Origin of the sequence: Streptomyces sp. NPDC001980 (assembly GCF_040296885.1) — a bacterium.
Taxonomy (GTDB): Bacteria; Actinomycetota; Actinomycetes; order Streptomycetales; family Streptomycetaceae; genus Streptomyces.
The window spans coordinates 1-26,027 of sequence record NZ_JBEOYD010000015.1 but is presented as its reverse complement, the minus strand read 5'-3'; the positions used below and the strand labels follow the sequence as shown (position 1 = coordinate 26,027).

General features: G+C 72.1%; 23 protein-coding genes. 10 read left to right on the top strand and 13 right to left on the bottom strand.

The window, feature by feature from the left end:
- Positions 1-13: 13 nt before the first annotated feature.
- Complete coding sequence (locus ABT137_RS23305; protein ID WP_351711848.1) at positions 14-436, top strand: subtilase-type protease inhibitor; 423 nt, start codon at positions 14-16, stop codon at positions 434-436.
- Between the two features lie 134 nt (positions 437-570).
- On the opposite strand, the gene ABT137_RS23300 is transcribed toward ABT137_RS23305, so the two are convergent.
- Positions 571-954, bottom strand: a complete 384-nt coding sequence (locus ABT137_RS23300; protein WP_351711846.1) for an STAS domain-containing protein — start codon at positions 952-954, stop codon at positions 571-573.
- Between the two features lie 282 nt (positions 955-1,236).
- Positions 1,237-2,739, bottom strand: coding sequence for an MFS transporter (locus ABT137_RS23295; RefSeq protein ID WP_351711844.1), 1,503 nt, complete (start codon positions 2,737-2,739; stop codon positions 1,237-1,239).
- Between the two features lie 255 nt (positions 2,740-2,994).
- On the opposite strand from ABT137_RS23295, the gene ABT137_RS23290 reads away from it, so the two are divergent.
- Positions 2,995-3,342, top strand: a complete 348-nt coding sequence (locus ABT137_RS23290) for an ArsR/SmtB family transcription factor (protein ID WP_351711842.1) — start codon at positions 2,995-2,997, stop codon at positions 3,340-3,342.
- A gap of 5 nt (positions 3,343-3,347) precedes the next feature.
- Positions 3,348-3,872 (top strand): SRPBCC family protein, encoded by a 525-nt coding sequence (locus tag ABT137_RS23285; protein WP_351711840.1) that lies wholly within the window; start codon positions 3,348-3,350, stop codon positions 3,870-3,872.
- A gap of 4 nt (positions 3,873-3,876) precedes the next feature.
- Here the strand turns inward: ABT137_RS23285 and ABT137_RS23280 are convergent, their stop codons facing one another.
- From ABT137_RS23280 to ABT137_RS23260, 5 genes are all read right to left on the bottom strand, one after another.
- Positions 3,877-6,693 (bottom strand): NHLP bacteriocin export ABC transporter permease/ATPase subunit, encoded by a 2,817-nt coding sequence (locus ABT137_RS23280; protein ID WP_351711838.1) that lies wholly within the window; start codon positions 6,691-6,693, stop codon positions 3,877-3,879.
- Position 6,694: 1 nt separating this feature from the next.
- Positions 6,695-8,917: an NHLP family bacteriocin export ABC transporter peptidase/permease/ATPase subunit gene (locus ABT137_RS23275; RefSeq protein ID WP_351711836.1), complete on the bottom strand. Its 2,223-nt coding sequence runs from the start codon at positions 8,915-8,917 to the stop codon at positions 6,695-6,697.
- The gene (locus tag ABT137_RS23270) at positions 8,914-9,720 is read right to left on the bottom strand and encodes an HlyD family efflux transporter periplasmic adaptor subunit (protein WP_351711834.1); all 807 of its coding nucleotides are present in this window, start codon (positions 9,718-9,720) and stop codon (positions 8,914-8,916) included. The genes ABT137_RS23275 and ABT137_RS23270 overlap by 4 nt, the downstream gene beginning before the upstream one ends.
- Positions 9,721-9,865: 145 nt before the next feature.
- Entirely contained in the window at positions 9,866-10,081 is a 216-nt protein-coding gene (locus ABT137_RS23265; protein WP_351711832.1) for a type A2 lantipeptide, read from the bottom strand.
- Positions 10,082-10,573: 492 nt separating this feature from the next.
- Complete coding sequence (locus ABT137_RS23260; protein ID WP_351711830.1) at positions 10,574-10,987, bottom strand: PaaI family thioesterase; 414 nt, start codon at positions 10,985-10,987, stop codon at positions 10,574-10,576.
- Between the two features lie 207 nt (positions 10,988-11,194).
- Between ABT137_RS23260 and ABT137_RS23255 the strand changes: the two genes are divergently transcribed.
- Positions 11,195-12,613, top strand: a complete 1,419-nt coding sequence (locus ABT137_RS23255) for a S1 family peptidase (protein ID WP_351711828.1) — start codon at positions 11,195-11,197, stop codon at positions 12,611-12,613.
- Between the two features lie 95 nt (positions 12,614-12,708).
- Here the strand turns inward: ABT137_RS23255 and ABT137_RS23250 are convergent, their stop codons facing one another.
- Complete coding sequence (locus ABT137_RS23250; protein ID WP_351712189.1) at positions 12,709-14,871, bottom strand: PP2C family protein-serine/threonine phosphatase; 2,163 nt, start codon at positions 14,869-14,871, stop codon at positions 12,709-12,711.
- Between the two features lie 405 nt (positions 14,872-15,276).
- Between ABT137_RS23250 and ABT137_RS23245 the strand changes: the two genes are divergently transcribed.
- The 5 genes from ABT137_RS23245 (at position 15,277) to rfbD (ending at position 21,135) form a co-directional block, all read left to right on the top strand.
- The gene (locus ABT137_RS23245; RefSeq protein ID WP_351711826.1) at positions 15,277-17,724 is read left to right on the top strand and encodes a SpoIIE family protein phosphatase; all 2,448 of its coding nucleotides are present in this window, start codon (positions 15,277-15,279) and stop codon (positions 17,722-17,724) included.
- Positions 17,725-17,776: 52 nt separating this feature from the next.
- Entirely contained in the window at positions 17,777-18,052 is a 276-nt protein-coding gene (locus ABT137_RS23240) for a hypothetical protein (protein WP_351711824.1), read from the top strand.
- Between the two features lie 139 nt (positions 18,053-18,191).
- Positions 18,192-19,259: a glucose-1-phosphate thymidylyltransferase gene (locus ABT137_RS23235; RefSeq protein WP_351711822.1), complete on the top strand. Its 1,068-nt coding sequence runs from the start codon at positions 18,192-18,194 to the stop codon at positions 19,257-19,259.
- Positions 19,256-20,254 (top strand): dTDP-glucose 4,6-dehydratase, encoded by a 999-nt coding sequence (gene rfbB, locus ABT137_RS23230; protein WP_351711820.1) that lies wholly within the window; start codon positions 19,256-19,258, stop codon positions 20,252-20,254. Before ABT137_RS23235 ends, rfbB begins: the two co-directional genes overlap by 4 nt.
- The gene (gene rfbD / locus ABT137_RS23225; RefSeq protein ID WP_351711818.1) at positions 20,254-21,135 is read left to right on the top strand and encodes a dTDP-4-dehydrorhamnose reductase; all 882 of its coding nucleotides are present in this window, start codon (positions 20,254-20,256) and stop codon (positions 21,133-21,135) included. Before rfbB ends, rfbD begins: the two co-directional genes overlap by 1 nt.
- 142 nt (positions 21,136-21,277) lie before the next feature.
- Here the strand turns inward: rfbD and ABT137_RS23220 are convergent, their stop codons facing one another.
- The 3 genes from ABT137_RS23220 to ABT137_RS23210 are packed head-to-tail and all read right to left on the bottom strand — an operon-like array spanning position 21,278 to position 23,717.
- On the bottom strand, positions 21,278-21,862 hold the full coding sequence (locus ABT137_RS23220) for a hydrolase (protein WP_351711816.1): 585 nt from the start codon (positions 21,860-21,862) through the stop codon (positions 21,278-21,280).
- A gap of 8 nt (positions 21,863-21,870) precedes the next feature.
- Positions 21,871-23,283, bottom strand: a complete 1,413-nt coding sequence (locus ABT137_RS23215) for an MFS transporter (RefSeq protein WP_351711814.1) — start codon at positions 23,281-23,283, stop codon at positions 21,871-21,873.
- Positions 23,280-23,717: a MarR family winged helix-turn-helix transcriptional regulator gene (locus ABT137_RS23210; protein WP_351711812.1), complete on the bottom strand. Its 438-nt coding sequence runs from the start codon at positions 23,715-23,717 to the stop codon at positions 23,280-23,282. Before ABT137_RS23210 ends, ABT137_RS23215 begins: the two co-directional genes overlap by 4 nt.
- 110 nt (positions 23,718-23,827) lie before the next feature.
- Between ABT137_RS23210 and ABT137_RS23205 the strand changes: the two genes are divergently transcribed.
- Positions 23,828-24,328: a metallophosphoesterase family protein gene (locus ABT137_RS23205; protein ID WP_351711810.1), complete on the top strand. Its 501-nt coding sequence runs from the start codon at positions 23,828-23,830 to the stop codon at positions 24,326-24,328.
- A 9-nt stretch (positions 24,329-24,337) separates the two neighbouring features.
- On the opposite strand, the gene ABT137_RS23200 is transcribed toward ABT137_RS23205, so the two are convergent.
- Together ABT137_RS23200 and ABT137_RS23195 are read right to left on the bottom strand one after the other, a co-directional pair.
- The gene (locus ABT137_RS23200; protein WP_502984568.1) at positions 24,338-25,792 is read right to left on the bottom strand and encodes a hypothetical protein; all 1,455 of its coding nucleotides are present in this window, start codon (positions 25,790-25,792) and stop codon (positions 24,338-24,340) included.
- Positions 25,793-25,843: 51 nt separating this feature from the next.
- A partial coding sequence (locus ABT137_RS23195) for a hypothetical protein (protein WP_351712211.1) occupies positions 25,844-26,027 on the bottom strand: 184 nt, incomplete at its 5' end.

Below are 26,027 nucleotides of genomic sequence, written 5' to 3'. Positions count from 1 at the left end.
AAGGATGCACACAATGCGAACCACCGCGCGCTGGGCAGCGACCCTCGGCCTCACGGCCGCCGCCGTCTGCGGACCCCTGACGGGGGCCGCCGTCGCCGCCCCGAGCTCGCTCTACGCCCCCTCGGCCCTGGTGCTCACCACCGGCCACGGCACAGACGCGGCCACCGCCACGCCCGAGCGCGCCGTCACCCTGAACTGCGCCCCGAGCGCCTCCGGCACCCACCCGGCCGCCGCCGAGGCCTGCGCCGAACTGCGCGGCGCCGGCGGTGACCTCAATGGCCTCGCGCCCAGAACCGACGTGTGGTGCACCAAGCTCTACGATCCCGTCGTGGTCACGGTCGAGGGCGTCTGGCAGGGCAAGCGCGTCTCCTACGAGCGCACCTTCGGCAACCAGTGCATGAGGGACGCCTACGGGACGAACGTCTTCGCCTTCTGAGCCCGGGATCGCACGGTCCTCGTGACTGCCGGACAGGTCCGCAACTGGGGAGTGCGGCCTCCGGAGCGGGGAACCTGCGATCTCGCACCGGGGGGCGGACGGGTGGTGTGGGGCTGCCCGTCCGACCCCCGGCATCACCGCCGCTCCCCGGCGTTCCCGTCCCGGGGAATGCCGGGGAGCGGCGGAAAACGCCCCAGCAGCCCCGAGGCCCGTAACAGCCGGGGGATCCGGGGCCCTTCGCACACCAGCCGCAGCCGCCCGCCCCGCTCCCTGGCCCGCGCCTCGGCCCGGCACAGCACCCGCAGCCCCGAACAGTCGAGAAACTCCAGCCGCCGCAGATCGACGAGCACATCGGGCTCGGGTCCGGTGGTCACCGCGAGCAGATGCTCGGCGAGCAGCTCCTCGGTGGCGATGTCGACCTCACCGAAGACCTCGACGACGACGAAGGCCCCGCTGCGGCGGCTGCGCGCACAGGAGTTGGCGGCGGGCAGCCCTGGGTCCACGGCTTCCGGCGTCATCTCAGAGCTCCACCTCGCTGGGGCGGATACGGGCCCGGTTGTTACCCGCCGGGAGCGCCTGCCATCCCTGATGCGGGCAATGCAAGATCAGGTCCACTCAACCGGGTGAATTTCTCTGAATTGGCTTGACTCGACGTGCCCCGACAGGGGCGCGGGCCTGCATTGATGTGCGGCTCCGCCGCGTGGGCGCGACCAGCCACAACGCACCCGCGGACGACAACGGTGAGGGGCCACCGTCTCCCTGCTGACGGCGGCCCCTCAGTCCCTGCGGCTCTGCGGCAGTTACATGTGAACGACCGGCGCCGCGTCGGCGTCCTGCTGCGGCACCCCCTTGCGGAACAACAGGAAGGCGATGACCGCGCCGGCCGCGTACATCCCGGCCGACCACCAGAACGCGGTCGTGTAGCTCTCGATCGTGGCCTGTGCCTGCACCAGCTTGCTGGTCGCGTCCTTCCCGGCCAGGTAGTCCGTCGCCGCGCTCGCCGCGAGCGTGTTGAGCAGCGCCGTACCGATCGAACCGCCCACCTGCTGCATGGCGTTGACCGTCGCCGACGCGACACCCGCCTCGTCGGCCGTCACCCCGCCCGTGCCCAGCTGCATGGCGGCCGGCATGACCAGGCCGAGGCCGAGGCCGGTGATGATCAGCTGCGGCAGCACCGCGCTGAGGTAGCTGGAGCCGACGCCGATCCCGGTCAGCCAGGCCATGCCGGCCGCGGAGACCGCGAAGCCCAGCGGGATGACCACCTTCGGTCCGAGCCGCGGCACCAGGACCTGGGTACCGATCTGTGCCGTCACCATCAGCCCGCCGATCATCGGCAGGAACGCCACTCCGGTCTTCGTCGGGCTGAAGCCGAGGTTCAGCTGCAGGTAGTAGGTGAGGAAGAGGAACACGCCGAACATGCCGCCCGCGGAGATCAGCACGGCGAGGAACGAGGCCGCGCGGTTGCGGTCCAGCAGGATGCCCAGCGGCAGCAGCGGGTACTTGGCCTTGGTCTGCCACCAGGCGAAGGCCGCCAGCAGCCCCACGCCGGCGATCAGGAAGCCCCAGGTCAGCGGCGAACCCCAGTCGTGCGTCTCGGCGTTGGAGAAGCCGTAGACCAGCGAGAACAGACCGGCCGCGACGAGGACCGTGCCCGGCACGTCCAGCTTGGAGTTCCCGGCGTCACGGTGGTTGTGCAGCAGTGCCAGACCGCCCGCGAAGGCGACGACGGCGATCGCGACGTTCACGTACAGGGTCGAGCGCCAGTCGAACGTGTCGGTGAGGACACCGCCGAGCAGCAGGCCCACCGCGCCGCCGGCACCGGCGATGGCACCGTAGACACTGAACGCCCGGGCCCGCTCACGGGCGTCGGTGAACGTCGTGTTGAGCAGCGAGAGCGCGGTCGGGGCGAGCAGCGCGCCGAAGGCACCCTGCAGGGCGCGTGCGGTGACCAGCATCCCGAAGCCGTTGGCGGCACCGCCCAGCGCCGACACGGCGGCGAAGCCGACGACTCCTATGAGGAAGGCGGTCTTGCGGCCGAACAGGTCGGCGATCCGTCCGCCGAGCAGCAGCAGGGACGCGAAGCTGAGGGCGTACGCGGTGACGATCCACTGCCGGTTGCCGTCGGAGAACCCGAGGTCGGCCTGGGCGGACGGGAGGGCGATGTTCACGATGGTGGCGTCGAGCACCACCATCAGCTGGGCGACGGCGATGACCCCGAGGATCCACCACCGCTTGGGGGAGGCGGCCGGTGGGGCCTCCTCGGTACCGACGCGGACGTCGTCGGTCAAAGTCTTCTCAGACATGCGAGAACCACTCCAGGGAAGTCGTTCGGGATTTACCAAGAAGCCGTTTCCTTGCCACGGCGCCTACAGAACCGCGAACGAAACGGTTTCGTACACATCGAGCCTAGACCACTTTCAGCGAAACGGCAACGTTTCGCTGGGGGTGTGGGTCGATCATGGTCGACGGGGTGGTCGTGGTGAACGGCCTGCAGCTCCACTGCGTCGAAGGCCTTATATTCCTTGACGGGAATATAACCAGGGGAGCATATTGGAACCATGTCCGCCGACACTCTCTGGACCGCTCTGGCCGACCCCCACCGACGCGCCATAGTCGGCCTCCTCCTCACCCGCCCACGCCCCGTCGGCGAGATCGTGGACGCCTGCGGCCTCAGCCAGCCGGGCACCTCCAAGCACCTCAAAGTGCTGCGCGAGGCGGGCCTGGTCCGGGTGCGGCAGGACGCGCAGCGCCGCGTCTACGCCCTGGACCCGTCACCCATCGCCGAACTCGACGCCTGGCTGGCTCCCTACCGCCGGCTGTGGAACAGCAGCCTGGACGCTCTGGGGCGCCGCCTCGACGAGACGACGGACGACCCGAAAGACACCGCTTCGAAGGCGAAGGACTGATCCCCATGCCCGCCGAACTCACCGGCACCTACGTCACCCTCGACGACGGCCGCCCCGCCGTCCGCTTCAGCTGCGTCTACGGCCACCCCGTCGACCGCGTCTGGCACTTCGTCACCGACCCCGACGAACTCGCCGAGTGGTTCCCCTCCCGTGCCGAGTTCGACCTGCGCCCCGGCGGTGCCGTCAAGTTCACCGGCGACCCGAACATGCCCGAGTCGCACGGCACCGTGCTCGCCGTCGACCCGCCCCGGAACCTGACCTTCGACTGGGGCGGCGACGAGATCCGCTTCGACCTGGAGGACGCCGGGCCCGACGGGACCCGCTTCACCCTCACCCATGTCCTGGGCGAGGAGAACACCGCCGCCCGCAACAGCGCCGGCTGGGAGGTCTGCCTCGCCGCCCTCGACGCCAAGGCCCGCGGCGAGCGTTTCCAGGGCCCGCACGCCGGCGTCAGCGCGCTCTGGAAGGAGTACTACCAGGGCTATCTCGACGCCGGCCTGCCCTCCGGCGCCCCCATCCCCGGCGCCTGACCCGTCAGGCCAGCTGCCGCCGCACCAGCTCGTGCAGCCGGCCGCCGGTGTCGGCGAGCAGCTGGGCCGGCGGCCCCTGCTGGGCGACCTTGCCGTCTTCCATCACGATCACCCGGTCGGCGTCCAGGACCGTGGACAGCCGGTGGGCGATCACGATCCGGGTGGCGTTCAGCTTGCGGGTGCTCTCGATGACCATGCGCTGGGTGTCGTTGTCGAGCGCACTCGTCGCCTCGTCGAAGAACAGGATGCGAGGCCGCCGGATCAGCGCCTGGGCGATCATCAGCCGCTGCCGCTGGCCGCCCGAGATCGCGCCGCTCCCGGCGACGATCGTGTGCAGCCCCATCGGCATCCGTTTGATGTCCTCGGCCAGCCCCGCCATCTCGGCCGCCGCCATCGCCTCCTCGGGGGTGTACGGCTCGGTGCCGCAGATGACGTCCAGGATCGAGCCGGTGAACGGCTGCGCGTGCTGGAGCACCACCCCGCACTGGCGGCGGACCGCCGACTGGTCGAGGGCGCCCAGGTCCTGGCCGTCGTACAGCACGCTCCCCGAGACCGGCTTGTCGAAGCCGATCAGCAACCGCAGCAGCGTCGACTTGCCGCAGCCGCTGGGGCCGACGACCGCCACGAACTCGCCCGGGCGGACGGCGAAGGAGACGTCGTCCAGGACCAGGGGACCGTCGTCCGTGTACCGGAAGGAGAGGCGGCGGGCCTCGACGGCGCCGGACAGCGGGCCGGGGCGGGTGCTGGCGGTGCGCACCTCGGGGGCGGCTTCCAGGACCGGCTTGATCTCCTCGAAGAGGGGGAGCGCGGCCACCGCCGACACGAAGGAACCGGTCAGCGAGGTGACCGCGGTGAGCAGCATCGTCACCGACGTGTTGAAGGTGAGGAAGGCCGCCGCGTCCATGGCGCCCCTCGCCGGGCCCGCCAGCAGCATGAACATCAGGAGGGTGCAGACCGGGAGGTAGACCGAGCCCAGCACGCTGGTGAGGTTCTTGATCCGGCCCACCTTCTGCTGGAGCTCGCGGCTGCGCGCGAACTCGCCCGCCCAGGCCGCGTACGCGTAGTTCTCGGCCGCCGCCACCCGCAGCTTGGGCAGGCCCCGCAGGGTCTGGAAGGCCTGGTTGTTCAGCTTGTTGCCGAGCACCACGAGGCGGCGCTGCCAGCGCACCTGCCACAGCCCGAGCCCCAGGAACAGCGCGGCGATGACGACGAGCATGCCCATGGCCGCCAGCGCCATCGGCACGCTGTACCAGAACAGCAGGCCCAGGTTCATCGCCCCGACGGTCACCGACTGGGCGACCACCGGACCGACCCCCGCGAGCAGCCGGCGCATCGCGCTGACGCCCATCGCCGCGCTGGCCAGCTCACCGGTCGAGCGCTGGGTGAAGAACTTGGTCGGCAGCCTCAGCAGCCGGTCCCAGACGGCCGGTTGGAGGGTCGCCTCGATGCGGCCCTCCAGACGGAGGATGGTCAGGTTCTCCAGGAGCGTGAACGCGGCCGACACCACGGCACTGACGATCACCGCCAGGCAGACCTGCACGATCAGGTTCGTCTGGGCCTTCGGCACGTAGTCGCCCAGCACCTTGCCGGTGGCGATCGGCACCAGGGCGCCGATGGCCACGGTCACCAGCCCGGCAAGGAGCAGACCGCCGAGGTCGCCGCGGGTGCCGTGCATGCTGAAGCGGAGCAGGCCGAGCGGGCTGAGCGCCTTGTCGGGCAGCGGCCGGTAGAACATCACCGCGCGCGGCTCGAACTCCGCCGCGTTCGCCTTCTCGATCGGGGTCTCGCGCCCGGTCGCCGGATGGACGGCCACGTAGCCGCCGCGCCGCCACAGCAGCGCGACCGGCGCCCCGGACAGGGCGCGGTGTCCGACCAGCGGCCCGACGTTGTCCCGCCACCAGCGGCCGTCCAGGCGTACCGCCCGGGTACGGACCCGGGAGGCGAGGGCCACCCGTTCGACCGGGTCGATGCGGTCGCTCTCGGTGCCGCTCTGCGCGGGCTCCGCGAGGGTGATGCCCGCGGCCTCGGCGACCAGCCTGCAGGCCGCGTAGGAGGCGTCGGCGTCGGCGGCCGTGGTGCGCTTGGCCGCCTTGCCTATGGAGGCGAGGAGCGTGCGGTCGGCTTGGGCGCGGACCGCCTCACCGGCCTTGATGCCGGCCGCCGTACGCGTCTCGTGGGTGCGCTCCAGCTGCTCGATCCACCGGTCCAGGGTGGTCAGCAGCCGGTACTGCTGGTCGACCATGCTCTGCCACAGCGCGGGGTCCATCAGCAGGTCGGCGGCCGCCTCCGCGCCGTACAGCGAGCCGTACTGCACGCTGCCCGGCGGCACCTGCATCCAGAAGACGTCGTCGTCGGTCGGGGCCGCGGCCCGCTCACTGGCGGTCATCGGGGCCTGGAAGAGGATCGAAAGGCCGCGGCCGACGCCGAGGGCGAGGGCGTACTCCAGGGGGCTGGTGGCCGGCGGGACGTACTGGGGGTTGCCGTACTCGTCGTAGGACCAGGTCTGGGTGTGGGAGGGCTGGTAGAGCTCGCGCAGGCCGATGCGGTGGACCACGCAGTCGCGCAACGGGCGGGCCACCAGGGTGTGCTGGGGCCCCGTGACCGGGCCGAGCAGCAGGGAACCTGCCTCCAGGCGGCCAAGGTGGTGCCAGTGCCCCTGCTGTTCGGCGTCGACCGCGAACAGGTCCAGGGCGCCGGACGCCACCAGCCACAGCGTCTGCGGGCCTTCGAGGTCGAGGCGGTTGAAGCCGGTGCAGTCGATCCGGGCGCCCAGCGAGCCGAACGCGCCGAGTACGAGGTCGCCTTGGTCCACGGTCGTCATCTCATCGCTCCCTGACCAGCGCGGCGTACGCCCCGCCGTGTGCCACCAGCTCGTCGTGCCGCCCGCGCTCCACGATCGTGCCGTGCTGGAGCACGACGATCTCGTCGCTGTCGCGCACCGTGCTCAGCCGGTGCGCGATGACGACACAGGCGCAGCCGCGGCGCCGCAGGTTGTCCATGACGATCAGCTCGGTCTCGGCGTCCAGGGCGCTGGTCACCTCGTCGAGGACGAGGATGCTCGGCCGCCGCACCAACGCCCTCGCGATTTCGAGGCGTTGGCGCTGGCCGCCGGAGAAGTTGCGGCCGTCCTGCTCGACCCTGCTGTGGATCCCGCCGGGCCGGCGCGTCACCAGGTCGTACAGGGCCGCGTCCCGCAGCGCCTCCACCACCGCCTCGTCCGGGACCGACGGGTCCCACAGCGCCACGTTGTCGCGCACCGACCCCTCGAAGAGGAAGACGTCCTGGTCGACGAAGGAGACGGAGGCGGCCAGTGCGCCGCGCGGGATGTCCTCCAGGCGCTGCCCGTCGATGCGGATCACGCCCTCCCAGGGGGCGTACAGTCCCGAGATCAGCCGGGAGACGGTGGACTTGCCGCTGCCCGAGCCGCCCACCAGGGCGACCTGGCGGCCGGGGCCGACCGTCAGGTCGAAGCCGGTGAGCAGGGGCTTGTCCAGCGGGCTGTAGCCGAAACTGATGTTCTCCAGCTCGACATGGCCCTGCAGCCGCCGGGTGGAGTCGCCCGCGCCGGGGCGGGCGTAGATCGGGTCCGCCTGGAAGTTCTCCACGTCCTTGAGACGGGCCACGTCGGCCGCGAAGTCCTGGATGCGGCCCGCGACGCCGTTGAGCCGGGTCAGCGGGGCGGTGAAGCGGGTGACCAGGGACTGGAAGGCGACCAGGAGACCGACCGAGATGCCGCCCTCGACCGCCCGCATGCCGCCGATCCACAGGATCAGCGCGCTGTTGACGGTGGCCAGCGTCGGGGCCACCACCCCGAGCCAGGCGCTCGGCACCCCGAGCCGCTGCTGCTCCTCAAGCGTGCTCGCGTGCTGCCCCGCCCACCTGCGGAAGTAGCCGTCCTCGCCGCCGGTCGCCTTCATCGTCTCGATCAGCTGGAGGCCGGTGTAGGAGGTGTTGGTGAGCCGGGCGGTGTCCGCGCGCAGCTTCGCGGTCCGGGTCGCGCGCAGCCGTACGACGAACCGCATCGCCACGATGTTCAGCAGGGCCACGCCGATGCCGAGGAAGGTGAGCTGGACGTCGTAGGTGTAGAGGAGCACCGCGTACAGGACGACGACCACCGCGTCCACGCCGGCCGCCGCGAGGTCGCGGGCCAGGGTCTCGGCGACCTGGTCGTTGGACTGGAGACGCTGCACCAGGTCGGCCGGGCTGCGCTGGGAGAAGAAGGTCACCGGCAGGCGCAGCAGGTGGCGCAGGAAGCGGGCGCTGGAGAGAGTGGAGGAGACGATCCGGCCGTGCAGCAGGTTCGCCTGCTGCAGCCAGGTCAGCACCAGGGTGAGCAGGACGCAGGTGCCCATCGCGGCGAACAGCACGGTGAGCAGCGAGGTCTGGCCGCCGATGAGGAACAGGTCGATGTACTGGCGGCTGAGGGCGGGTACCGCCGCGCCCACGACCACCAGGAGCAGGCTGGCCAGGACGGCGGCGGGCATGGTGCCGGCGGTGCCGCGCAGCCGGGCCGGCATCGCACCCAGGACGCCGGGCCGGCGGCCGCCCTTCTCGAAGCCGTCGCCCGGCTCCAGGACCAGCACGACACCGGTGAAGCTGCCGTCGAACTCCTCCATGGGCACGAACCGGCGGCCCTTGGCGGGGTCGTTGATGTAGACGCCCCGGCGGCCGAAGCGGCGGCCCATGCCGTCGTAGACGACGTAGTGGTTGAACTCCCAGAACAGGATCGCCGGCCCCTGCACGTCGGCGAGGGCGGCCAGGTCCATCTGCATGCCCTTGGCGGTGAGGCCGTAACTGCGGGCCGCCTTCAGCAGGTTGCTGGCGCGCGAGCCGTCCCGGGAGACACCGCAGGCGATGCGCAGCTCCTCCAGCGGAACATGGCGGCCGTAGTGGCCGAGGACCATGGAGAGAGAGGCGGCGCCGCACTCGACGGCCTCCATCTGGAGCACGGTGGGCGTGCGGACCGTCCGGCCGCGGCCCTTGGGAACCGGACGCTTGGGCGGGGCGGCGCGCCGGCGGCCGCGGGTCTCCTGGGCGGTGGTCACGGGAGCAGCCAATCGACGGGTCGCTGGTCGGCCAGCCGGATCGAACCCGAGGCCAGGGTCATGGAGTCGAGCCTGAACGGCGGCCCGTCCGCCGACGACCACTTGTAGCCGCTCTTCGTCTTCTGCGACGGGTCCAGCCGGACCAGTACGGCCACCGGTCGGCCCTTCTTGGTGAACTGGTCGCCGAGCTGGCTGTCGCCGAGGAACGCCGAGATCGACTGCGCCGACTGGGCGGCGCGGTCCACCGACTTCACATGGCCGCGCAGCACGCCGTACTCCTGTGTCGACACCGACGACACGGTCAGGTCGACCGGGGCGTTCGCGGGGATGGACGAGGCGTTCTCGGCGGGGACGTAGACCGTCGCGTACAGCGGGTCCGAGGTGTGGGCGATCTTCTCCACCGCGGCGACGTTCGTACCGGTCTGGATGATCTGCCCGATGGTCGCGGCGAGCGCGCTGATGCGGCCCGCGGCGACCGTGCGCACGACCGAGTCGCCCTGGCTCGTGTGCACCTTCAGGACGGGGGAGTTCGTCGGCAGCCGCTCGCCCTGCTCGGCGAGGACGGCGGTGACCTGCCCGGCGACCGGGCTCTGCAGGATGTAACTGCCCTGTCCGTGGGTGAGGATGGCCTGCGCGCTCACCGTGGAGGCGACCGAACCGGTCACCGCCCACACCGAGGCCGCCGCCATCACGACGACCGAGACGGACAGCGCGAGCCAGCCCTGCGGACGGGCGAAACGCACCGGGAGGTCGAGCTCCTCCGGTGACTGGAGCTTGGCGAGGGCCTGTTGGCGGAACTGCACGGAACTTCCCTCACCTAGGGGAGAGGCACTGGTGAAGAGGGTGCTTCAGAACGAGGACATGGTCCGGAACGAGTGGGTGTTCCGGAACGCCCGAGAGCCCCGGGGCCGGGATCCGGCTCCGGGACTCAGCGGCAACGAGGTGCGATCAGAGACCGGCGACCAGGTTGGTGACCGGCTGGGTGTTCAGGCCGGTGACACCCTCGACGGTGCCGACAACGGTGTTGACCAGACCGGAAACCGGGGCGACGCCGTCCACCAGGCCGGTGACGGTGCCGAGGGCGTTCAGGGAGAGGCCGCCGGAGACGTTGTCGAGCTCGGCGTCGGAGATCTCGACGGTCTCGACCTGGGGGGTGGAGTTCATGATGGAACTTCCCTTCATATGGATATTCACAAGGGGGAGAGCGGCCCCCCGACGCCCTTCAGGGACGAACACGGCCCTTGGGGGGACGAGCGGACGGCCGCGACCGCGGGCGCCGGGCGCCCGTTTCCGGAAGCCCTTCGCGGCTCCCGCGGTGCGATGGATCAAAGCACGCCCATGGTCCGCGCTTCCAATCAACCATGCGCCTCACCTGGGCACTTGAGTCCCAGAAGGGCGCAACCGTGCAGGCGCGCGCACCGCTTGTCGGCCACTCCTTCACAAGCCGCACGACTTCGACCCTGTCGCACGGCTTGCCCACCCGGCGGCGAATCCGGCACTCCGGGCCAAGGGCACGGCAGGGGGCGCGCGGTTGTGCAGATCTGCTGCTTCCCGTGACTCGCTTGGGTATTGGATGTGCAGATTCCCTGAAGCAAGGATTCCGGTCCGTGATCGCAACGGAACGTTAATGACCGGTTGCTGACGGTGTCCGTTCGGTCAGCCCAGGAGTGCGTAGACCGTGCTCGCCCGGGCCGCGAGCGCCCCCGACCTCTGATCGCTCATCGTGATGTCGGCGAACGCCATCCGGCGGCCCAGTTTGGTCAGCACCGCCTCGATCAGGACATCCGAACCGGTCACCGCCCGCTGGAACGAGGTCGACTGCTGCACCGTCGTCATCGGTACGAAGCCGCCTCGGGCCGCCGAGACCGCGATCACCGTCGCCGTGTCGGCGGCCGCCATCAGTGCCTGCCCCGACAGTCCGCCGCCCTGCCGGGACAGCCGTTCCGACCAGGGCAGACGCAGAGTCGCCCGGTCCTCGCCCAGCGCCTCGACGGCCAGGCCGAGGTCGAGCACCCAGGGGGCGAAGTTGGCGGAGAGGATCTTGTCGGCTTCGGCGGTGGTCATCGTCATATGGGGGATTGTTCCCGAGCCGGCCGCCCGGCACGCGGACCTGTTCCCTCACGGGCGCGCCATGGCCGATTCATCACCGGGTCAAGGAAGTTGGCAAACGGAATTGAACGCACCACGTGACCCGCCCGTACCTATGGCCATCCAGGCGCCGCTCACGAACGACTGCCCCGCAACGGCAGACACTCCGTCCCTTGGAGGTCGAGAAGTTTGAGTCACAAGCGAATTCCGAAGCGCAAGGCCGCTATCGCGGTGGGCGGTGTCGCCGCGCTCGGAGCTGCGGCGTTCCTGCTGCCGATGGCCAACGCGTCTCAGGACAACGCCTCCGGCGCCACCGCAGCCCCCAAGACCCTGAAGGCGGCGGGCGCCTCGGACCTCGCCGCGCAGCTCCAGCAGCTGCTCGGCCAGGCCTTCGCCGGGTCTTATTACGACAGCGCCAAGCAGCAGCTCGTCGTCAACGTCGTCAACGGCGACAACAACGTGATCGTCCAGGCGGAGAAGGCCGGCGCGGTCGTCCGTCAGGTGCAGAACAGCACCTCCGAACTGGCGGCCGTCGCCCAGACGCTGAAGACCAAGGCGACCATCCCGGGCACCGCCTGGGCCGTCGACCCGAAGACCAACAAGGTCGTGGTCAGCGCCGACTCCACCGTCACCGGCACCAAGTGGGACACGCTGGAGTCGACGGTCCAGAGCCTCGGCTCGAACATGGCGACGCTCAAGAAGTCGTCGGGCACCTTCAAGACCCTCGTCTCCGGCGGCGACGCGATCTTCTCCCAGGTGCAGGACGGCACCGTCCGCTGCTCCCTCGGCTTCAACGTCACCGCCTCGGACGGCACCCCCGCCTTCCTGACGGCCGGTCACTGCGGTGTCGCTGCCAAGGACTGGTCCGACTCCGAGACCGGCCAGCCGATCGCCACCGTGGACCAGGCCCAGTTCCCCGGCAACGGCGACTTCTCGCTCGTCAAGTACAACGACCCCGCCACCCAGACGACCAGTGACGTCAACATAGGCAACGGCCAGACCGTCGCCATCAACCAGGCCGTCGACGCCACCGTCGGCGAGACCGTGTTCCGGATGGGCTCCACCACCGGGCTGCACGACGGCCAGGTCACCGGCCTCGACGCCACCGTCAACTTCCAGAGCGAGACCGACCCCAACGGCGTCGACACCGTCACCGGTCTCATCCAGACCAACGTCTGCGCCGAGGCCGGCGACAGCGGCGGCTCGCTGTTCACGCAGGACGGCGGCGCGGTCGGCATGACCTCCGGCGGCAGCGGCGACTGCACCGCCGGCGGCGAGACCTTCTTCCAGCCGGTGACCACCGCCCTGCAGGCGACCGGCGCGACCCTCGGCGACGCGGGTGCGGGTGCGGGTGCCGGTGACGCCGGTGCCACGGCCGACCCGTCCGCCACCGCCGGCGACCAGAACGGCGCCGGTGACCAGGCAGGCGGCGACCAGATCGGCGGCTCCGCCGACCCGTCCGCGACGGCCGGCGACCAGAGCGGCACCGGTGACGCGACCGGTACCGGTGACGCGACCGGTACCGGCGACCAGTCCGGCACCGGTGACGAGACCGGCACGGGCGACCAGTCGGGGACCGGCGCCGACGGCACCACGTCGTCGAACTGACCGACCCCTCGCGCGGCCTGTCGGCGGTTCCCGACCGACGGTGGACGGTCCGGCCCTCCGGCGGGAGGGCCGGACCGGATCGCTGCCGGCGAAGGTCAGCCGTCGGCCTCGGCCCGCAGCAACAGCACCGCGACATCGTCGACACGCTCCTGCGCCGCCGCACTGTGCCGCACGAGCGTGTCGGCGAGCTTGTCCAGGGGCTGGTCACCGTTCTCCGAGAGCAGTTCCCCCAGGCCGACCAGGGCGTCCTCGATGTCCACACCAGGGGACTCGACCAGCCCGTCGGTGTAGAGGACGAGCACCGAGCCCGGCGCGAGTGACACCTCGGTCGTCGGGTACGTCGCCTCCGAGTCGATGCCCAGCAACGGCCCCCCGGCCAGGTCGAGGACCCGTACCCGCCCGTCCGGACGTCTCAGCAGGGGCGGCGGATGCCCCGCCCGGGCCATCACCGCGCGCCCGTGCTCCGGGTCCAGCCGCAGGTACAGACAGCTCGCGAACAGATCGGCGCCGGACTCGATCAGCAGCCGGTTGGTACTGCACATCACCTCCTCCGGCGCCTGCCCGACGCTCGTGAAGGCCCGTACGCCGGTACGGATCTGGCCCATCAGCGCGGCCGCCGTCACGTTGTGCCCCTGCACGTCCCCGATCACCGCCGCCGCCAGTGGCCGGGTGGGCACCAGGTCGTAGAAGTCGCCGCCGATCTCCATGCCGTGCATGGCCGGCAGATAGCGGGCGGCCGCCTCGATGCCGGACGGCGGGGTCAGCGAGTGCGGCAGCAGGGCCGCCTGCAGGCCGTGCGCCAGCTGGTTCTTCGCGTCGTAGAGCAGGGCCCGCTCCAGCGCCTGCGCGATCATCCCGCCGAGGCTGGTGAGCACGGCACGCTCGTCGGCCGGGAAGGCGTGCGGCTCGGCGTAGGCGAGCACACAGGTGCCCACCGGGCGGCCCGACGCGATCAGCGGCAGGTACGCCCAGGCGGCGAACCCGTCGGGGGTCTCGTGCCGGTCCGGATACAGCCGTTCCAGCTGCTGCCTCGACTCGAAGAACGCCGGCACGCCGGTGTTCAGGACATGGGTGCCGGGCGTGCGTTCGGCCAGCGGAAGGCCGTCGAAGCGCTCCACGGTCCGCGGATCCTCGTACCCGTGGTGCCCCAGCACGTGCAGCCGCCCGCCCCGCGGGCCGAGGATCACCACGGCCTGGCTGCCGACGGACGGGGCGACCTCGTCCGCCACCAGCTGCACCACGTCCTGCACCCCGACGGCCTCGGTCAGCGCCCCGGCCAGGCTCAGCACCTGTGAGATGGAGACCAGCCGGTGCGCGGGCGTCGCGTCCGCGCGCGGCGTCGCCCCCACCATCTCGGCGACCGCCCGCGCCCGGCTGATCCGGGTGGTCAGCCCGGTCGTGCTCGGATACATCCGGAACGACAGCCAGTCGCCCGGCGGCCGCAGCGCCACGAACGACGTCACATGCTGGCTGAGCAGCGCCGCCCGGTAGCGGTCCTCGTACATCGGGTCGTTCAGCCACGGCACCGAGACCCACGGCTGGGTGCCGAGCAGATCGTCGACGTGCACACCGAGCAGCTCGGCCGCCGCCGCGTTGGCGAAGGCGACCCGGCCGTGCAGATCGAGCGAGGCGAGCCCGTACGGCAGCCGCCCCACCATCCGCGCCGCCTCCACCGTGCCCAGGGTGCCCGCCACTCCCGACGGGGGTGCCGCCAGCAGATCCGGTTCGGTGCTCAGCGGACGGTTGTGCCGGGCGATCCGCTCCAGCCGCACCGCCAGCCGGTCGCACGCCGACGTCAGCGACTCCCGCTCCCGGTCGGACAGCACCGTCGGATGGGCGCCGGGCCAGGTCACGTACACCGCCCCGTACAGGGTGTCCGCCGTCGCCACGGGCAGCGCGGCCAGCGCGAACGCGTACGGCAGCACCATCGCGATGCGCGGGTACCGGCGGGCCATGTCCTCCTCGCCGCCCACCCACACCAGCCGCCGTTCGCGCGCCGCGTCCGCGACCGGGATCGGCGCGCTGAGCCCGACCCGCTCCCAGGGCGCCGCGAAGGCCCGGGGCAGCCCCGCCGTCACCGCCATCTCCAGGACCGGCTCGTCGGACGCGAGCAGATAGACCCCGCCGGAGTGCGCCCGGACCTCCTCCATCATCGAGGCCAGCGCCAGCGACAACAGCGGCCGGCCGGAGGGCGAGGTGCCAGCGGCGGCCACCGGCACCTCGACCTCCGGCTCCGCACCCGCTGGAGGCGCCCCCATCCCGTCGGACACGCCCGACCACCTCCTCGTCCGGTCGCGCGTCGCGTCCTCGGGATCAAGGCTCCCTCGTGGCGGCGACCGGCGCACGGCGAGAGCGGCGTGGGCCCTGTACCGGGCCGGCCCGGCGCACGGCGAGAGCGGCGTGGGCCCCGCACCGGGCCGGCCCGGCGTACCCCGTTCGCCCCGGCACATTCCCCCGCGGTCGAAGCGCGTGGCGGGGTACGAGCGCCGGCCCTCGGGCACCGTGCGACGCGCCGTGGCGGACAGTCACGTCTGTCACGTGATCGCCGTGCGCAACGCACGGGCCAAGACATGTTCGGTGGGTTTCGAGCACGCCGGCCTCCCGCCCTCCACGGAACGGCCACAGGGGCTGCGCAGACGCCTCATAAGCGCTGTAATGGCGGCGTGGTCAGTGAGGGTGCTGCGATACGCGGAACGAGAACGGATCGCGCCGAAATCGCCCTCGAAACGCTCACTGGCGATCCCGGCGCACCCGATCGGCTCCGCCGCGTGCTCGAACAGGCGCTGGTGTTCGCGGGCGCGGCCTTCGCCGGGGTCTACACACCCGGCGACGGCGGGACCGTGCTGCGCCTCGCCGAGTCGGCGGGCCTGCCCCGCACCCTGTACGGGCTGCGCGACGCCTACCCGGCGATCGGGCGGTCCCCGGCGGCGGAGGCGTACGGCACCGGGCGGCCCGTCTGGCTCGGCCCCGACGAGCTGGCCGGCTGCCCCGAGGCGCGGCGCACCCCGTCCCAGGAGTTCTGGCTGGCCGCCCTGCCGATGCCCGGCGGCGCCGGGCTCCTCGTCGCCGTCAGCGAGCGCGACGACGGGTTCGGCCCCGAGGACCGCGCCTGCCTGGACCTGGTGGCCCGGGCGATCGCCCTGCCGGCCCCGCTGCCGCCGGCCGCGGACACCGGCGAACTGCCCGACGACGCCTTCAGCCTCGCCATGGACACCGGCCGGATCGCGGTCGGCGACGGCATCCTCGACCTCTTCCGGATGGGCCGGAACGAGTTCGACGGCAAGGTCGAGACGCTGCTCGGCCGGACCCTGCCGGAGGACCTGCCCGCCCTGATGTCCGTCGTCGAGGCCGACCACATGTCCATCGGCGACCGCGAGCTGGAGTTCCGGATCCTGCAGCCCTCGGGCCCGCCCAAGTGGCTGCGGCTGCGCGGCCGGCTGGTGCCCGGTGGCGAGGGACGCCCGGCTCGGATGGCCGGCACCGTCGCCGACGCCTCCACGCTCCGCTCGGACGTCACCGACGTGACCCGTGTGCAGCAGCTCGCCGCCGCGCTGGCCACCGCCCGCACGGTCAAGGACGTCGGCCGGGCCGTCGTCAACGCCCTGCGCGAGCCGCTCAAGGCCGACCGGATCGCCCTGGCCGAACTGGAGAACGACCGCCTGGTCGTCACCGTCCTCGACCCGCCCGAGGCCGAGTCCTGGCCCGAGCTGTGGCGCAGCGAGTGGCGCAGTGAGTGGCCCGACGCCCCGGTGCGGTCCATGCCCACCCTGGCCGCCGCCCTGCGCGAGGGCCGTGCCCAGATCTGGCCCGCCCGGGCCGCCCTGGAACCGGCCCTCGCCGAGGTCGGTCCCGGCGGCCTCGCCGTCCTTCCGCTGCCCGCCGGCGGCCGGATGGCCGGCGCCTGCCTGATCGGCTGGGACGCCCCGCGCGACTTCGGCCCCGACGAACGCGCCCTGCTCACCGCCTCCGCCGGCCTCGCCGGCGAGGCCCTGATGCGCGCCCACGCCTTCGACGCCGAGCACGAGCTCGTCGGGATGCTCCAGCGCGCCCTGCTGCCGCGCCGGCTGCCCCGGCTGCCCGGTGCCGAGGCCGTCGCCCGCTACCTGCCCACCACCGAGGGCGGCCTGGAGGTCGGCGGCGACTGGTACGACGTGATCCCGCTGACCGACAACCATGTCGCCCTCGTCATCGGCGACGTCCAGGGCCACAACGCGAGCGCCGCCGCCCTCATGGGCCAGATGCGCACCGCGCTGCGCGCCTACGCGGCCGAGGGGCACACCCCCGACGTGGTCGTCTCGCACGCCAACCGGCTGCTCCTGGACATGGAGAGCGACCTGTTCGCGACCTGCTGCTACGTCGACGTCGACATGGAGGACGGCACCGCCTGGTGCGTACGCGCCGGACACCTGCCGCCCGTGCTGCGCCAGCCGGACGGCACCACGCGGATCGCCGAGACCGAGGGCGGCCCGCCGCTCGGCGTGCTCGGCCGGACCGAGTTCCCGATGACCCAGCTCAGCCTGCGCCCCGGCACCCTGCTCGCGCTCACCACCGACGGCCTGGTCGAGTCCCCCGACGCCGACATCGACGAGGGCATGGAGCGCTTCGCCCGCGACCTCGCCGGCTCCGACCCCGCCCACCTCGGCCTGGTCGCCGACGGCCTGCTCGGCAACGCCCCCCGCGCCGACGACGTCGCCCTGCTGCTGATGCGCTACGACGGCATGGCCGTCCGCCCGCTGCGGGAGAGCTGGACGGTGTGGCGGGTCCCCGAGGCGGCCCGGCACGCCCGCCGCTTCAGCAGGCGCACCCTTCGCTCGTGGGGCGTGACCGACGAGGCCATGGACTCGGCGCTGCTGGTGGTCTCCGAACTCGTCACGAACGCCCTCATCCACACCGACGGACCCGTCCGGCTGGACCTGACCCTGGTCGACCACCGGCTGCGGATCGCCGTCGCCGACGGCTCGCCGCGCAGCCCGGTGAAGCCCACCAACATCGGCTGGGAGGCCACCGGCGGGCGCGGCATCCTCCTGGTGGAGGCGGTGTCCACCGCCTGGGGGACGGTGCCGGCCAGCGGCGGCAAGCAGGTGTGGGCGGAGCTGATCCTGGCGGACTGATGCCCCGGCTCTCGACAGGCGGCGCGGCCCGACCCTCCTTAGTGTCCATGACGTGGCACACACCTTCGAAGAACTCGTGGCGAAGCACCGCGCGGCCGACGCGGCCCACGACAAGGTCCTGGAACTGCGGGACACCTACGGGCCACCGGCCCGGCAGCAGTCGGGCGGCGCCCAGTCGGAGACCTACGAGACCGCCCTGCGCGCCTGGCGCGACCTGGCCCGGGACGAACTGACCGCGGTGAACGAGTACGCCCGCGGCGAGGGCCGGTCCCGGGCCGAGATCGAGGCGGAGGTGGAACGCGCGGCGGCCCGGCCGGAGAGCTCCTGACCAGCGGATAAAACGGGCGGGATGCGGCTACGAAGGCACCTCGTGGTCACATGACGTCCGCACCAAGGCCATACTGTCGTAACCAGTCAGGAAAACAGAAGAACGTCTCAATCAGATGTTCACCTATAAGGTGTAGCGAATGAAGGCTTTGGTGCTCTCCGGCGGTGCCGGAACCCGGCTGCGGCCGATCACCCACACATCGGCGAAGCAGCTCGTGCCGGTGGCGAACAAACCCGTGCTCTTCTACGGGCTCGAATCCCTTGCGGCCGCGGGCGTCACCGAGGTCGGGATGATCGTCGGCGACACCGCCGCCGAGATCGAGGAGGCGGTCGGCGACGGGTCGAAGTTCGGCCTGGACGTCACCTACATCCCCCAGGACCAGCCGCTGGGCCTGGCCCACGCGGTGCTGATCGCCCGCGAGTTCCTCGGCGACGACGACTTCGTCATGTACCTGGGCGACAACTTCATCGTCGGCGGCATCAGCGGACTGGTCGACGAGTTCCGCGAGACCCGCCCCGACGCCCAGATCCTCCTCACCCACGTGCCCAACCCGCGCGCCTTCGGCGTCGCCGAGCTGGACGCCGACGGCCAGGTGACGGGCCTGGAGGAGAAGCCGCAGGAGCCCAAGAGCGACCTCGCCCTGGTCGGCGTCTACCTGTTCACGCCCGCCATCCACGACGCCGTGCGCGCCATCAAGCCGTCCTGGCGCGGCGAGCTGGAGATCACCCACGCCATCCAGCACCTCATCGACCAGCGCGCCGACGTGCGCTCCACGGTGATCAAGGGCTACTGGAAGGACACCGGCAACGTCGTCGACATGCTGGAGGTCAACCGGACCGTCCTGGAGGCCCAGGAGCCGCGCATCGACGGCGAGGTCGACGAGTCCAGCCAGATCGTCGGCCGCGTGGTCGTCGAGGCCGGTGCGCGCGTCACCAACTCCCGGATCGTCGGCCCGGCCGTGATCGGCGCCGGGACCGTCGTCGGCGACTCCTACGTGGGCCCCTTCACGTCGATCGCCGAGAACTGCCGGATCACCGAGAGTGAGCTGGAGTTCTCCATAGTGCTGCGGGACTCCTCCATCGACGGGGTGGGCAGGATCGAGTCCTCGCTGATCGGCCGGCACGTCGAGGTCACCCCGGCACCCGGCACCCCCAGCGCCCACCGCCTCGTTCTCGGAGACCACAGCAAGGTGCAGATCCGTTCATGAATCTCCTCGTCACCGGCGCCGCCGGCTTCATCGGCTCCACGTACGTCCGCGGCCTGCTCGCCGACACCGCCCCTGACGCGCCGCACATCACCGTGCTGGACAAGCTCACCTACGCGGGCACCCTGACGAACCTGCCCGAGTCGCATCCGCGGCTGACCTTCGTGCAGGGCGACATCTGCGACGCCGAGCTGGTCGACAGGCTCATGGCCGACGCCGACCAGGTCGTGCACTTCGCCGCCGAGTCGCACGTCGACCGCTCGATCGACGGGGCCGGCGCGTTCGTCCGCACCAACGTGGTCGGCACCCAGACCCTGCTCGACGCGGCCCTGCGGCACAACGTCGGCCCGTTCGTGCACGTCTCCACCGACGAGGTCTACGGCTCCATCGAGACCGGCTCCTGGCCCGAGACCCACCCGCTCCAGCCGAACTCGCCGTACTCCGCCTCCAAGGCCTCCTCGGACCTGCTCGCGCTGGCCTTCCACCGCACCCACGGCCTGGACGTCCGCGTCACCCGCTGCTCCAACAACTACGGGCCGCACCAGTTCCCCGAGAAGGTCATCCCGCTCTTCGTGAGCAACCTCCTCGACGGCAAGAACGTCCCGCTCTACGGCGACGGCAGCAACGTCCGCGACTGGCTGCACGTCGAGGACCACTGCCAGGGCATCGACCTGGTCCGCACCGGTGGCCGTCCCGGCGAGGTCTACAACATCGGCGGCGGCACCGAGCTCAGCAACAAGGAGCTCACCGGCCTGCTCCTGGCGGCCTGCGGCGCCGACTGGGACCGGGTGGACCGCGTCGCCGACCGCAAGGGCCACGACCAGCGCTACTCCGTCGACTGGAGCAAGATCCACGACGAGCTGGGCTACACCCCCAAGCACGACTTCACCTCCGGCCTCGCCGACACCGTCGCCTGGTACCGCGACAACCGGGACTGGTGGGAGCCGCTCAAGGAGCGCGCCGCCCTGGAGTCCCGCAAGGAGCAGGAGAAGCGCTGATGAAGTGGCTCGTCGCCGGAGCGGGCGGCATGCTCGGTCACGACGTGACCGAGGAACTCGCCCACCGGGGTGAAGAGGTGGTGGCCCTCGGCCGCGCCGGCCTCGACCTCACCAGCGCCGACTCGGTGGACTCGGCGCTCGCCGCGCACCGGCCCGACCTGGTGGTCAACTGCGCCGCGTACACGGCCGTCGACGACGCCGAGACCGACGAGGAGCGGGCCCTGCTGATCAACGGCGAGGGCCCGCGCCTGCTGGCCCGCGCCGCCGCCCGGCACGGCGCCCGCCTCGTCCACGTCTCGACGGACTACGTCTTCGACGGCGAGGCCCGCACCGCCCCGTACCCCGAGGACCACCCGACGGCCCCGCGCACCGCCTACGGGCGCACCAAGCTCGCGGGCGAGCGGGCCGTCCTGGCGGAACTCCCGGGCGCGAGCGCGGTCGTCCGGACCGCCTGGCTGTACGGCACGCACGGGAAGAACTTCGTGCGCACCATGATCGAGCTGGAGTCCCGCCGGGACACCCTGGACGTCGTCGACGACCAGCGCGGTCAGCCCACCTGGAGCGCCGACCTGGCCGCCCGGATCGCCGACCTCGGCCCCCGCCTCGGCCGGGACGACCGCGCGCACGGCGTCTTCCACGGCACCAACTCCGGCGCGGCCACCTGGTGCGAGCTGGCCCGTGAGGTGTTCCGCCTGCTCGACGCCGACCCGGAGCGGGTCCGCCCCACCACCAGCGAGGCGTTCGTCCGCCCGGCACCCCGCCCCGCCTACAGTGCCCTCGGGCACGAGCGGTGGGCCGAGGTCGGTCTGGAACCGCTGCGGGACTGGCGGGAGGCCCTCGCGGAGGGGCTGCCGCTCATCCGCAAGGAGCTGTCCGCGTAAGGCACTTCGCAGCAACGCGCCGCAGGGCGGCCGACGGCTCGTCGAGCACGTCGGCCGCCCTGCGGCGTATCGGACGGCCTGCCGGACACCGGGAACCTTCCCCGGCGTCCCCGGCATCCGGCCGCCCGGCGATCGGCCCGGTTCAGCCGTGGGTCTTGGCGAGCAGTTCCAGGACCTCGGCCGTGCTGCCGGACTCGCCGAGCCGGGGGAAGATCCGCTCGACGCTGCCCCGGTGCGCCTCGCCGTCGCCGTCGGCCATGGCGTCCGTGGCGAGTGTCACGTGGTAGCCGTGCGCGTAGGCGTCGCGGGCGGTGGACTCCACGCCGATGCTGGTGGCGATGCCGGTCAGCACGATCTGGGTGACGCCCCGGCGGCGCAGCTGGACGTCGAGGTCGGTGCCGTGGAAGGCGCTCCAGTTGTGCTTGGTGACATGGATGTCGCCGTCGTGGCCGGACAGTTCGTCGACGACGACGTCCCAGCCCTCCGGGAAGGCGAGGCCGCGCGCCTGGCGCTCGGTGCGGCCCGGGACGGCGTCGGCGAAGTCGGCTGCGAAGGAGACCCGGACCAGCACGACGGGCAGGTCCTGGGCGCGGAAGGCGTCGGCGAGCTCCACCGTGCGGGCCACCACCTCGGCGCCGGTGTGCGGCTGGGTGGGCATGCCCACGATGCCCTGCTGGAGGTCGATGACGACAAGGGCGGTGCGCGGGTCGAGCGTGCTCAGAGACATGGGGTGGATCAGGCCTTTCGGAGGGCTTGACGGGGTTCGGGGGAGAGCCGGGCCAGAGTGCGGTCCGGCAGGGTGATCGCCAGCAGCAGTGCCGAGCCGGCGAGCATGAACAGGGCCAGGCCGTGCAGCCCGCCCGTGTCGGCGCGGTGCGGGTAGAACGCCGCGGTGGCGGCGGAGGCACCCAGCGCGCCGAGGTACATGAAGGTGCGCAGCAGTCCGGCGGCGGAGCCGATCCGCTCCGGGTCGGCCTGCCGGTACAGCGCGGTCTGCGCGGCGAGTCCGAGCAGGCCCTGCGGGATGCCGAGCAGCGCACCGACCGCGAGCAGCAGCCAGACCGGGCTGCCGGCGCCGACCAGCAGCAGGGCCGCGCAGCCCGCGATCTGCAGCACGGAGCCGATCACCAGCTTGGAGCGGACGGCCTCCCGGCGGCCGGTGAGCGTGGCGGTGACGAGCGCGGCGGCCGACAACGGGAGCAACGCGAGCCCGGCCGTGGAGGCGCCGAGTCCGCGGCCCTGCTCCAGCCACTGCGTGTAGCCGTACAGGAAGGCGTAGGAGGTGGTGTACGCGAGCAGTTGGCGCAGATAGGTGACGATGAGCGGGACGTTGCCGCCGAGGACCCGCAGGTCGACGAACGGGTCGGGCACCCGCAGCTCCCGGGCCGCGAAGACGCCGGCCGCGACCAGGGTCAGCGCCGGCAGGTACCAGCGGTCGGGCCGCGGGCTCATCAGGAACAGCATCAGCGAGACCAGCAGGACGGCGAACAGGGCCATGCCCGGCAGGTCCATGCGCTGCCGCTGCCCGGCGGTCGCGGTCCTCGGCAGCCACTTCACGCCGAGCACCAGACAGGCCGCGGAGAGCGGCACGTTGACGGTGAACACCAGGTGCCAGCCGCCGGTGCCGATCAGTATCCCGCCCAGCGTCGGACCGATCACGGCCACGGTCTGGGCGGACACGGCGAGCGCGGTCAGCACCCCGGCCGGGCTGTCCTGCCCGGTGCGCTCGGCCTCGCTCCGGGTCAGCCGTATCGCCGCCGGGTACGCCGCCGACGTACCGAAGCCGAGCAGTACCCGCGCCGCGATCAGCACGCCCAGCGAGGGCGCCAGCGCACCCATCAGCCCGGCTACGCCCACCAGGCCGGTGCCGACGAGGTAGAGCCGGCGCGGCCCGTACATGTCGACGAGCCGGCCGATCACCGGCTGGCCCACGGCGGTCGCCAGGTACAGCGCGGTGACCAGCCACGCCGTCTCGGCGGGCGGGGCCCCGAAGGCGATGCCGATCGGCACCAGGGCCACCGCGATCATCGAGGAGTTGATCGGGTTCAGTACGGACCCCAGGACCATCGGCGCGATCAGCCGCCGGTCGAATCCGGCGGGGGCCGGGCGGGTGTCCTTGCGGGTTCCGGCGGCGAGCCTCGGTATCACGGGCGCGACAGCCGTTCGAGCAGCTCGATCGCGGTGAGGAGGGTCCGGCGCTCGTCCTCGGTGTACCGGTCCTGGAAGGCGCGGGCCAGCCACTCGTCACGCGCCTGCCGGTTGCCCTCGACACGGGCCTGGCCGGCCTCGGTCAGGGTGACCAGCTGGCGGCGGCCGTCGGTCGGGTCGGGGCTGCGGCGGATCAGGCCCTGCTGGTCGAGCGCGGCCAGGGTGGCCGCCATCGACTGCGGCCGCACCCCCTCGGCGGAGGCCAGCGCACTGGCCGTGGCCGCGCCGTGCTTCGAGACCAGGGTGAGGGCCGACTCCTGCGACGGGGTGAGGTCCGCGTCCTGGGCGACCTCCCGGATACGGCGTCGCATCCGGCTGAACATCACGCGCAGGTCGCGTGCCGCGCGGGTCGCGGAATCGGAGATCTCTGCCATGCGCTCACCGTAGAACCATCAGCCGAGACTGTCCAGCCGAGACTGTCCAGTTGGAACTGTTAAGTCTGAACTGAAGATCCCCCCGAGGTCCTGTGACCTAGGCTGGCCCGGTGCGCCTGCTCCTGATCTCCGACACGCACCTCCCGCTGCGCGCCAAGCGCCTACCGGACCAACTCCTCGCCGAACTCCCGCGCGCGGACGTCGTCCTGCACGCCGGCGACTGGGTCGACGAGGCCACCCTCGACCTGCTGGAGGGCCGCAGCCGCAGACTCATCGGGGTGTACGGCAACAACGACGGCCCGGGCCTGCGCGCCCGGCTCCCCGAGGTGGCCTACGCCGACCTGGCCGGCCTGCGGTTCGGGGTGGTCCACGAGACCGGCCCCGCCCAGGGCCGGGAGGCCCGCTGCGCCGCCCGCTTCCCGGACCTGGACGTCCTGGTCTTCGGGCACAGCCACATCCCCTGGGACACCACGGCCCCGGGCGGCCTGCGGCTGCTCAACCCCGGTTCCCCGACCGACCGCCGCCGCCAGCCCCACTGCACCTACCTCACGGCGACCGTCGCCGACGGGACCTTGACGGAGGTGACCCTGCACCGGCTGCCGCCGCGCTGACGGGACCCGTCAGGGGGCGATCCCGACCCCGTCGATCCTGCTCCACCGCTTCTCCTGCGCCGCCGTCATGGCGGGCCAGCGCAGCCCGCCCGGACGCGGCCGGACCCGGGAGGCGTAGGGGGCGGGGCGGAAGTCCGGGTCGTAGAAGCAGCCCGTGGCGTAGGTCCGGTCGAACGCGGCGCACGAGTCCGCGATCGTCCGGGGCGTCGGCTTCCGGCCCGTGCGCACCCAACCGTCCAGTGCCGCGATCGAGTTGGCGTACTCCGCGTCGCTCAGCGCACTGTGCTCGGACTCGTGGGTGAACGTCTGCACGAGGTACCGGTCCCGGTGCGCGCCGCGCAGGGTGGCCCGGTAGGCCGCCTCGTGCTCCACGAACGCCGTCGGATCGTCGATCGCGTGCATCGTCAGCACCGGGATCGACACCTTGCCGGTGAGATCGCTGTCGTAGGACAGGTCCCGTACCGCCGTCGGATCGGCGGTGAACCGTTCGACCCCGGCGTTGAGCGCCTCGTCGTCGTGCGACCCCGAGTACCGGACGCCCGCGTCGGAGAACGGATTACGGCCGCCGAGCCGGTCGCGCACGATGTCCCGGAACGTGAAGACCGCGAACCGCAGATGCGACTCCAGGGTGCGCTCGGGGACGCCGGTGACCGCGAGGATGTCGTCGAGGTTGCGCTGCTGGAGGGCGGTGCGCTCCTGCGGGGCCGAGGCGTAGCCCGTGCACTCCTGGAGCCGGGCGCGCAGTCCGGCCGTCGTCAGCGTCGAGTCCGCGCGCAGCCCCTGCCACAACGGGTACTGGGGTTCGGTCGGCCGGGGCATGTTGTGGCAGTAGTACTGGTAGACGACACGGAGGTCGACGCGGTAGTCGTACCCCCGGGACCCGCCGCCGAGGACACCGCTGGTGAGCAGCGCCCCGTCGTACGGTCCGCCCCGCTTGCCGTACACCTCGACGACCTTGGCGGCGACGTCCCCGCCCCAGGACTGGCCGTGCACATACGTCCGCCGCGGCTTGCCGAAGTTCTCGACGAAGAGCCGGCGCACGTTCTCGGTGTCCTCGGCGGCCATACGAGTGCCGTAACCGCCCCTGCGGTAGGACGAACCCGCCCAGGCGTAGCCCTCCTTCACCATCACCGACCAGCGGGCCAGGTCGTCGACGCTGCGCGCCGGGTCCGACCCGGTGCCCAGGTCGGGACCGCCGTGGGCGTGCACGACCAGGGAGCCGTTCCAGTGCGCGGGGACGGCGATGGCGTAATAGGCGCCGTCGGCGTCCTGGCCGGTGTAACAGGTGGCCTTGCCGTCGAGCTCCGCCGGGCAGGAGACGGCGGCCGGTGGTGGTGTCTCCGCCTGCGCGGGAGGGGCGCCGGCGAAGGCGGCGGTGAGGGCCGCCGCCAGCGAGGCGAGCAGTCCGGTACGCCGGTGACGGCTCGTCCGGCGGACCCGTGCGGGGGTTCTCGTCCTGTCCAAGGCGCGGCTCCCTGTCCTCGTCGGCGCTCCTTCGCGCCGTCCGCGGCGATGCTAGGGAGCGGGCCGGGACCGGAACCACGGCTCGGGCGTTGTGTTCATAGTGTTCGGCGGACGGAACACGTCACCGGTGCCGGGCGCGGCCTCGGCGGTGTCACCCACCTCGTCGCCACGGGCAGCCTGTTCGCCAAGGACCAGGCAGAGCGCGGCGCGCTCCCCGCGGAGGTGTGGCTCGCCC

Bases quoted from the DNA above. Each gene is read 5' to 3' on its own strand.
- ABT137_RS23285 (WP_351711840.1), top strand. From the start codon at position 3,348: ATGCCCGCCGAACTCACCGGCACCTACGTCACCCTCGACGACGGCCGC.
- ABT137_RS23265 (WP_351711832.1), bottom strand. From the start codon at position 10,081: ATGAACTCCACCCCCCAGGTCGAGACCGTCGAGATCTCCGACGCCGAG.
- ABT137_RS23260 (WP_351711830.1), bottom strand. From the start codon at position 10,987: ATGACGATGACCACCGCCGAAGCCGACAAGATCCTCTCCGCCAACTTC.
- ABT137_RS23235 (WP_351711822.1), top strand. From the start codon at position 18,192: ATGAAGGCTTTGGTGCTCTCCGGCGGTGCCGGAACCCGGCTGCGGCCG.
- ABT137_RS23210 (WP_351711812.1), bottom strand. From the start codon at position 23,717: ATGGCAGAGATCTCCGATTCCGCGACCCGCGCGGCACGCGACCTGCGC.
- ABT137_RS23220 (WP_351711816.1), bottom strand. From the start codon at position 21,862: ATGTCTCTGAGCACGCTCGACCCGCGCACCGCCCTTGTCGTCATCGAC.
- ABT137_RS23280 (WP_351711838.1), bottom strand. From the start codon at position 6,693: ATGACGACCGTGGACCAAGGCGACCTCGTACTCGGCGCGTTCGGCTCG.
- ABT137_RS23290 (WP_351711842.1), top strand. From the start codon at position 2,995: ATGTCCGCCGACACTCTCTGGACCGCTCTGGCCGACCCCCACCGACGC.
- ABT137_RS23300 (WP_351711846.1), bottom strand. From the start codon at position 954: ATGACGCCGGAAGCCGTGGACCCAGGGCTGCCCGCCGCCAACTCCTGT.
- rfbB (WP_351711820.1), top strand. From the start codon at position 19,256: ATGAATCTCCTCGTCACCGGCGCCGCCGGCTTCATCGGCTCCACGTAC.
- ABT137_RS23305 (WP_351711848.1), top strand. From the start codon at position 14: ATGCGAACCACCGCGCGCTGGGCAGCGACCCTCGGCCTCACGGCCGCC.
- ABT137_RS23295 (WP_351711844.1), bottom strand. From the start codon at position 2,739: ATGTCTGAGAAGACTTTGACCGACGACGTCCGCGTCGGTACCGAGGAG.
- ABT137_RS23250 (WP_351712189.1), bottom strand. From the start codon at position 14,871: ATGGGGGCGCCTCCAGCGGGTGCGGAGCCGGAGGTCGAGGTGCCGGTG.
- rfbD (WP_351711818.1), top strand. From the start codon at position 20,254: ATGAAGTGGCTCGTCGCCGGAGCGGGCGGCATGCTCGGTCACGACGTG.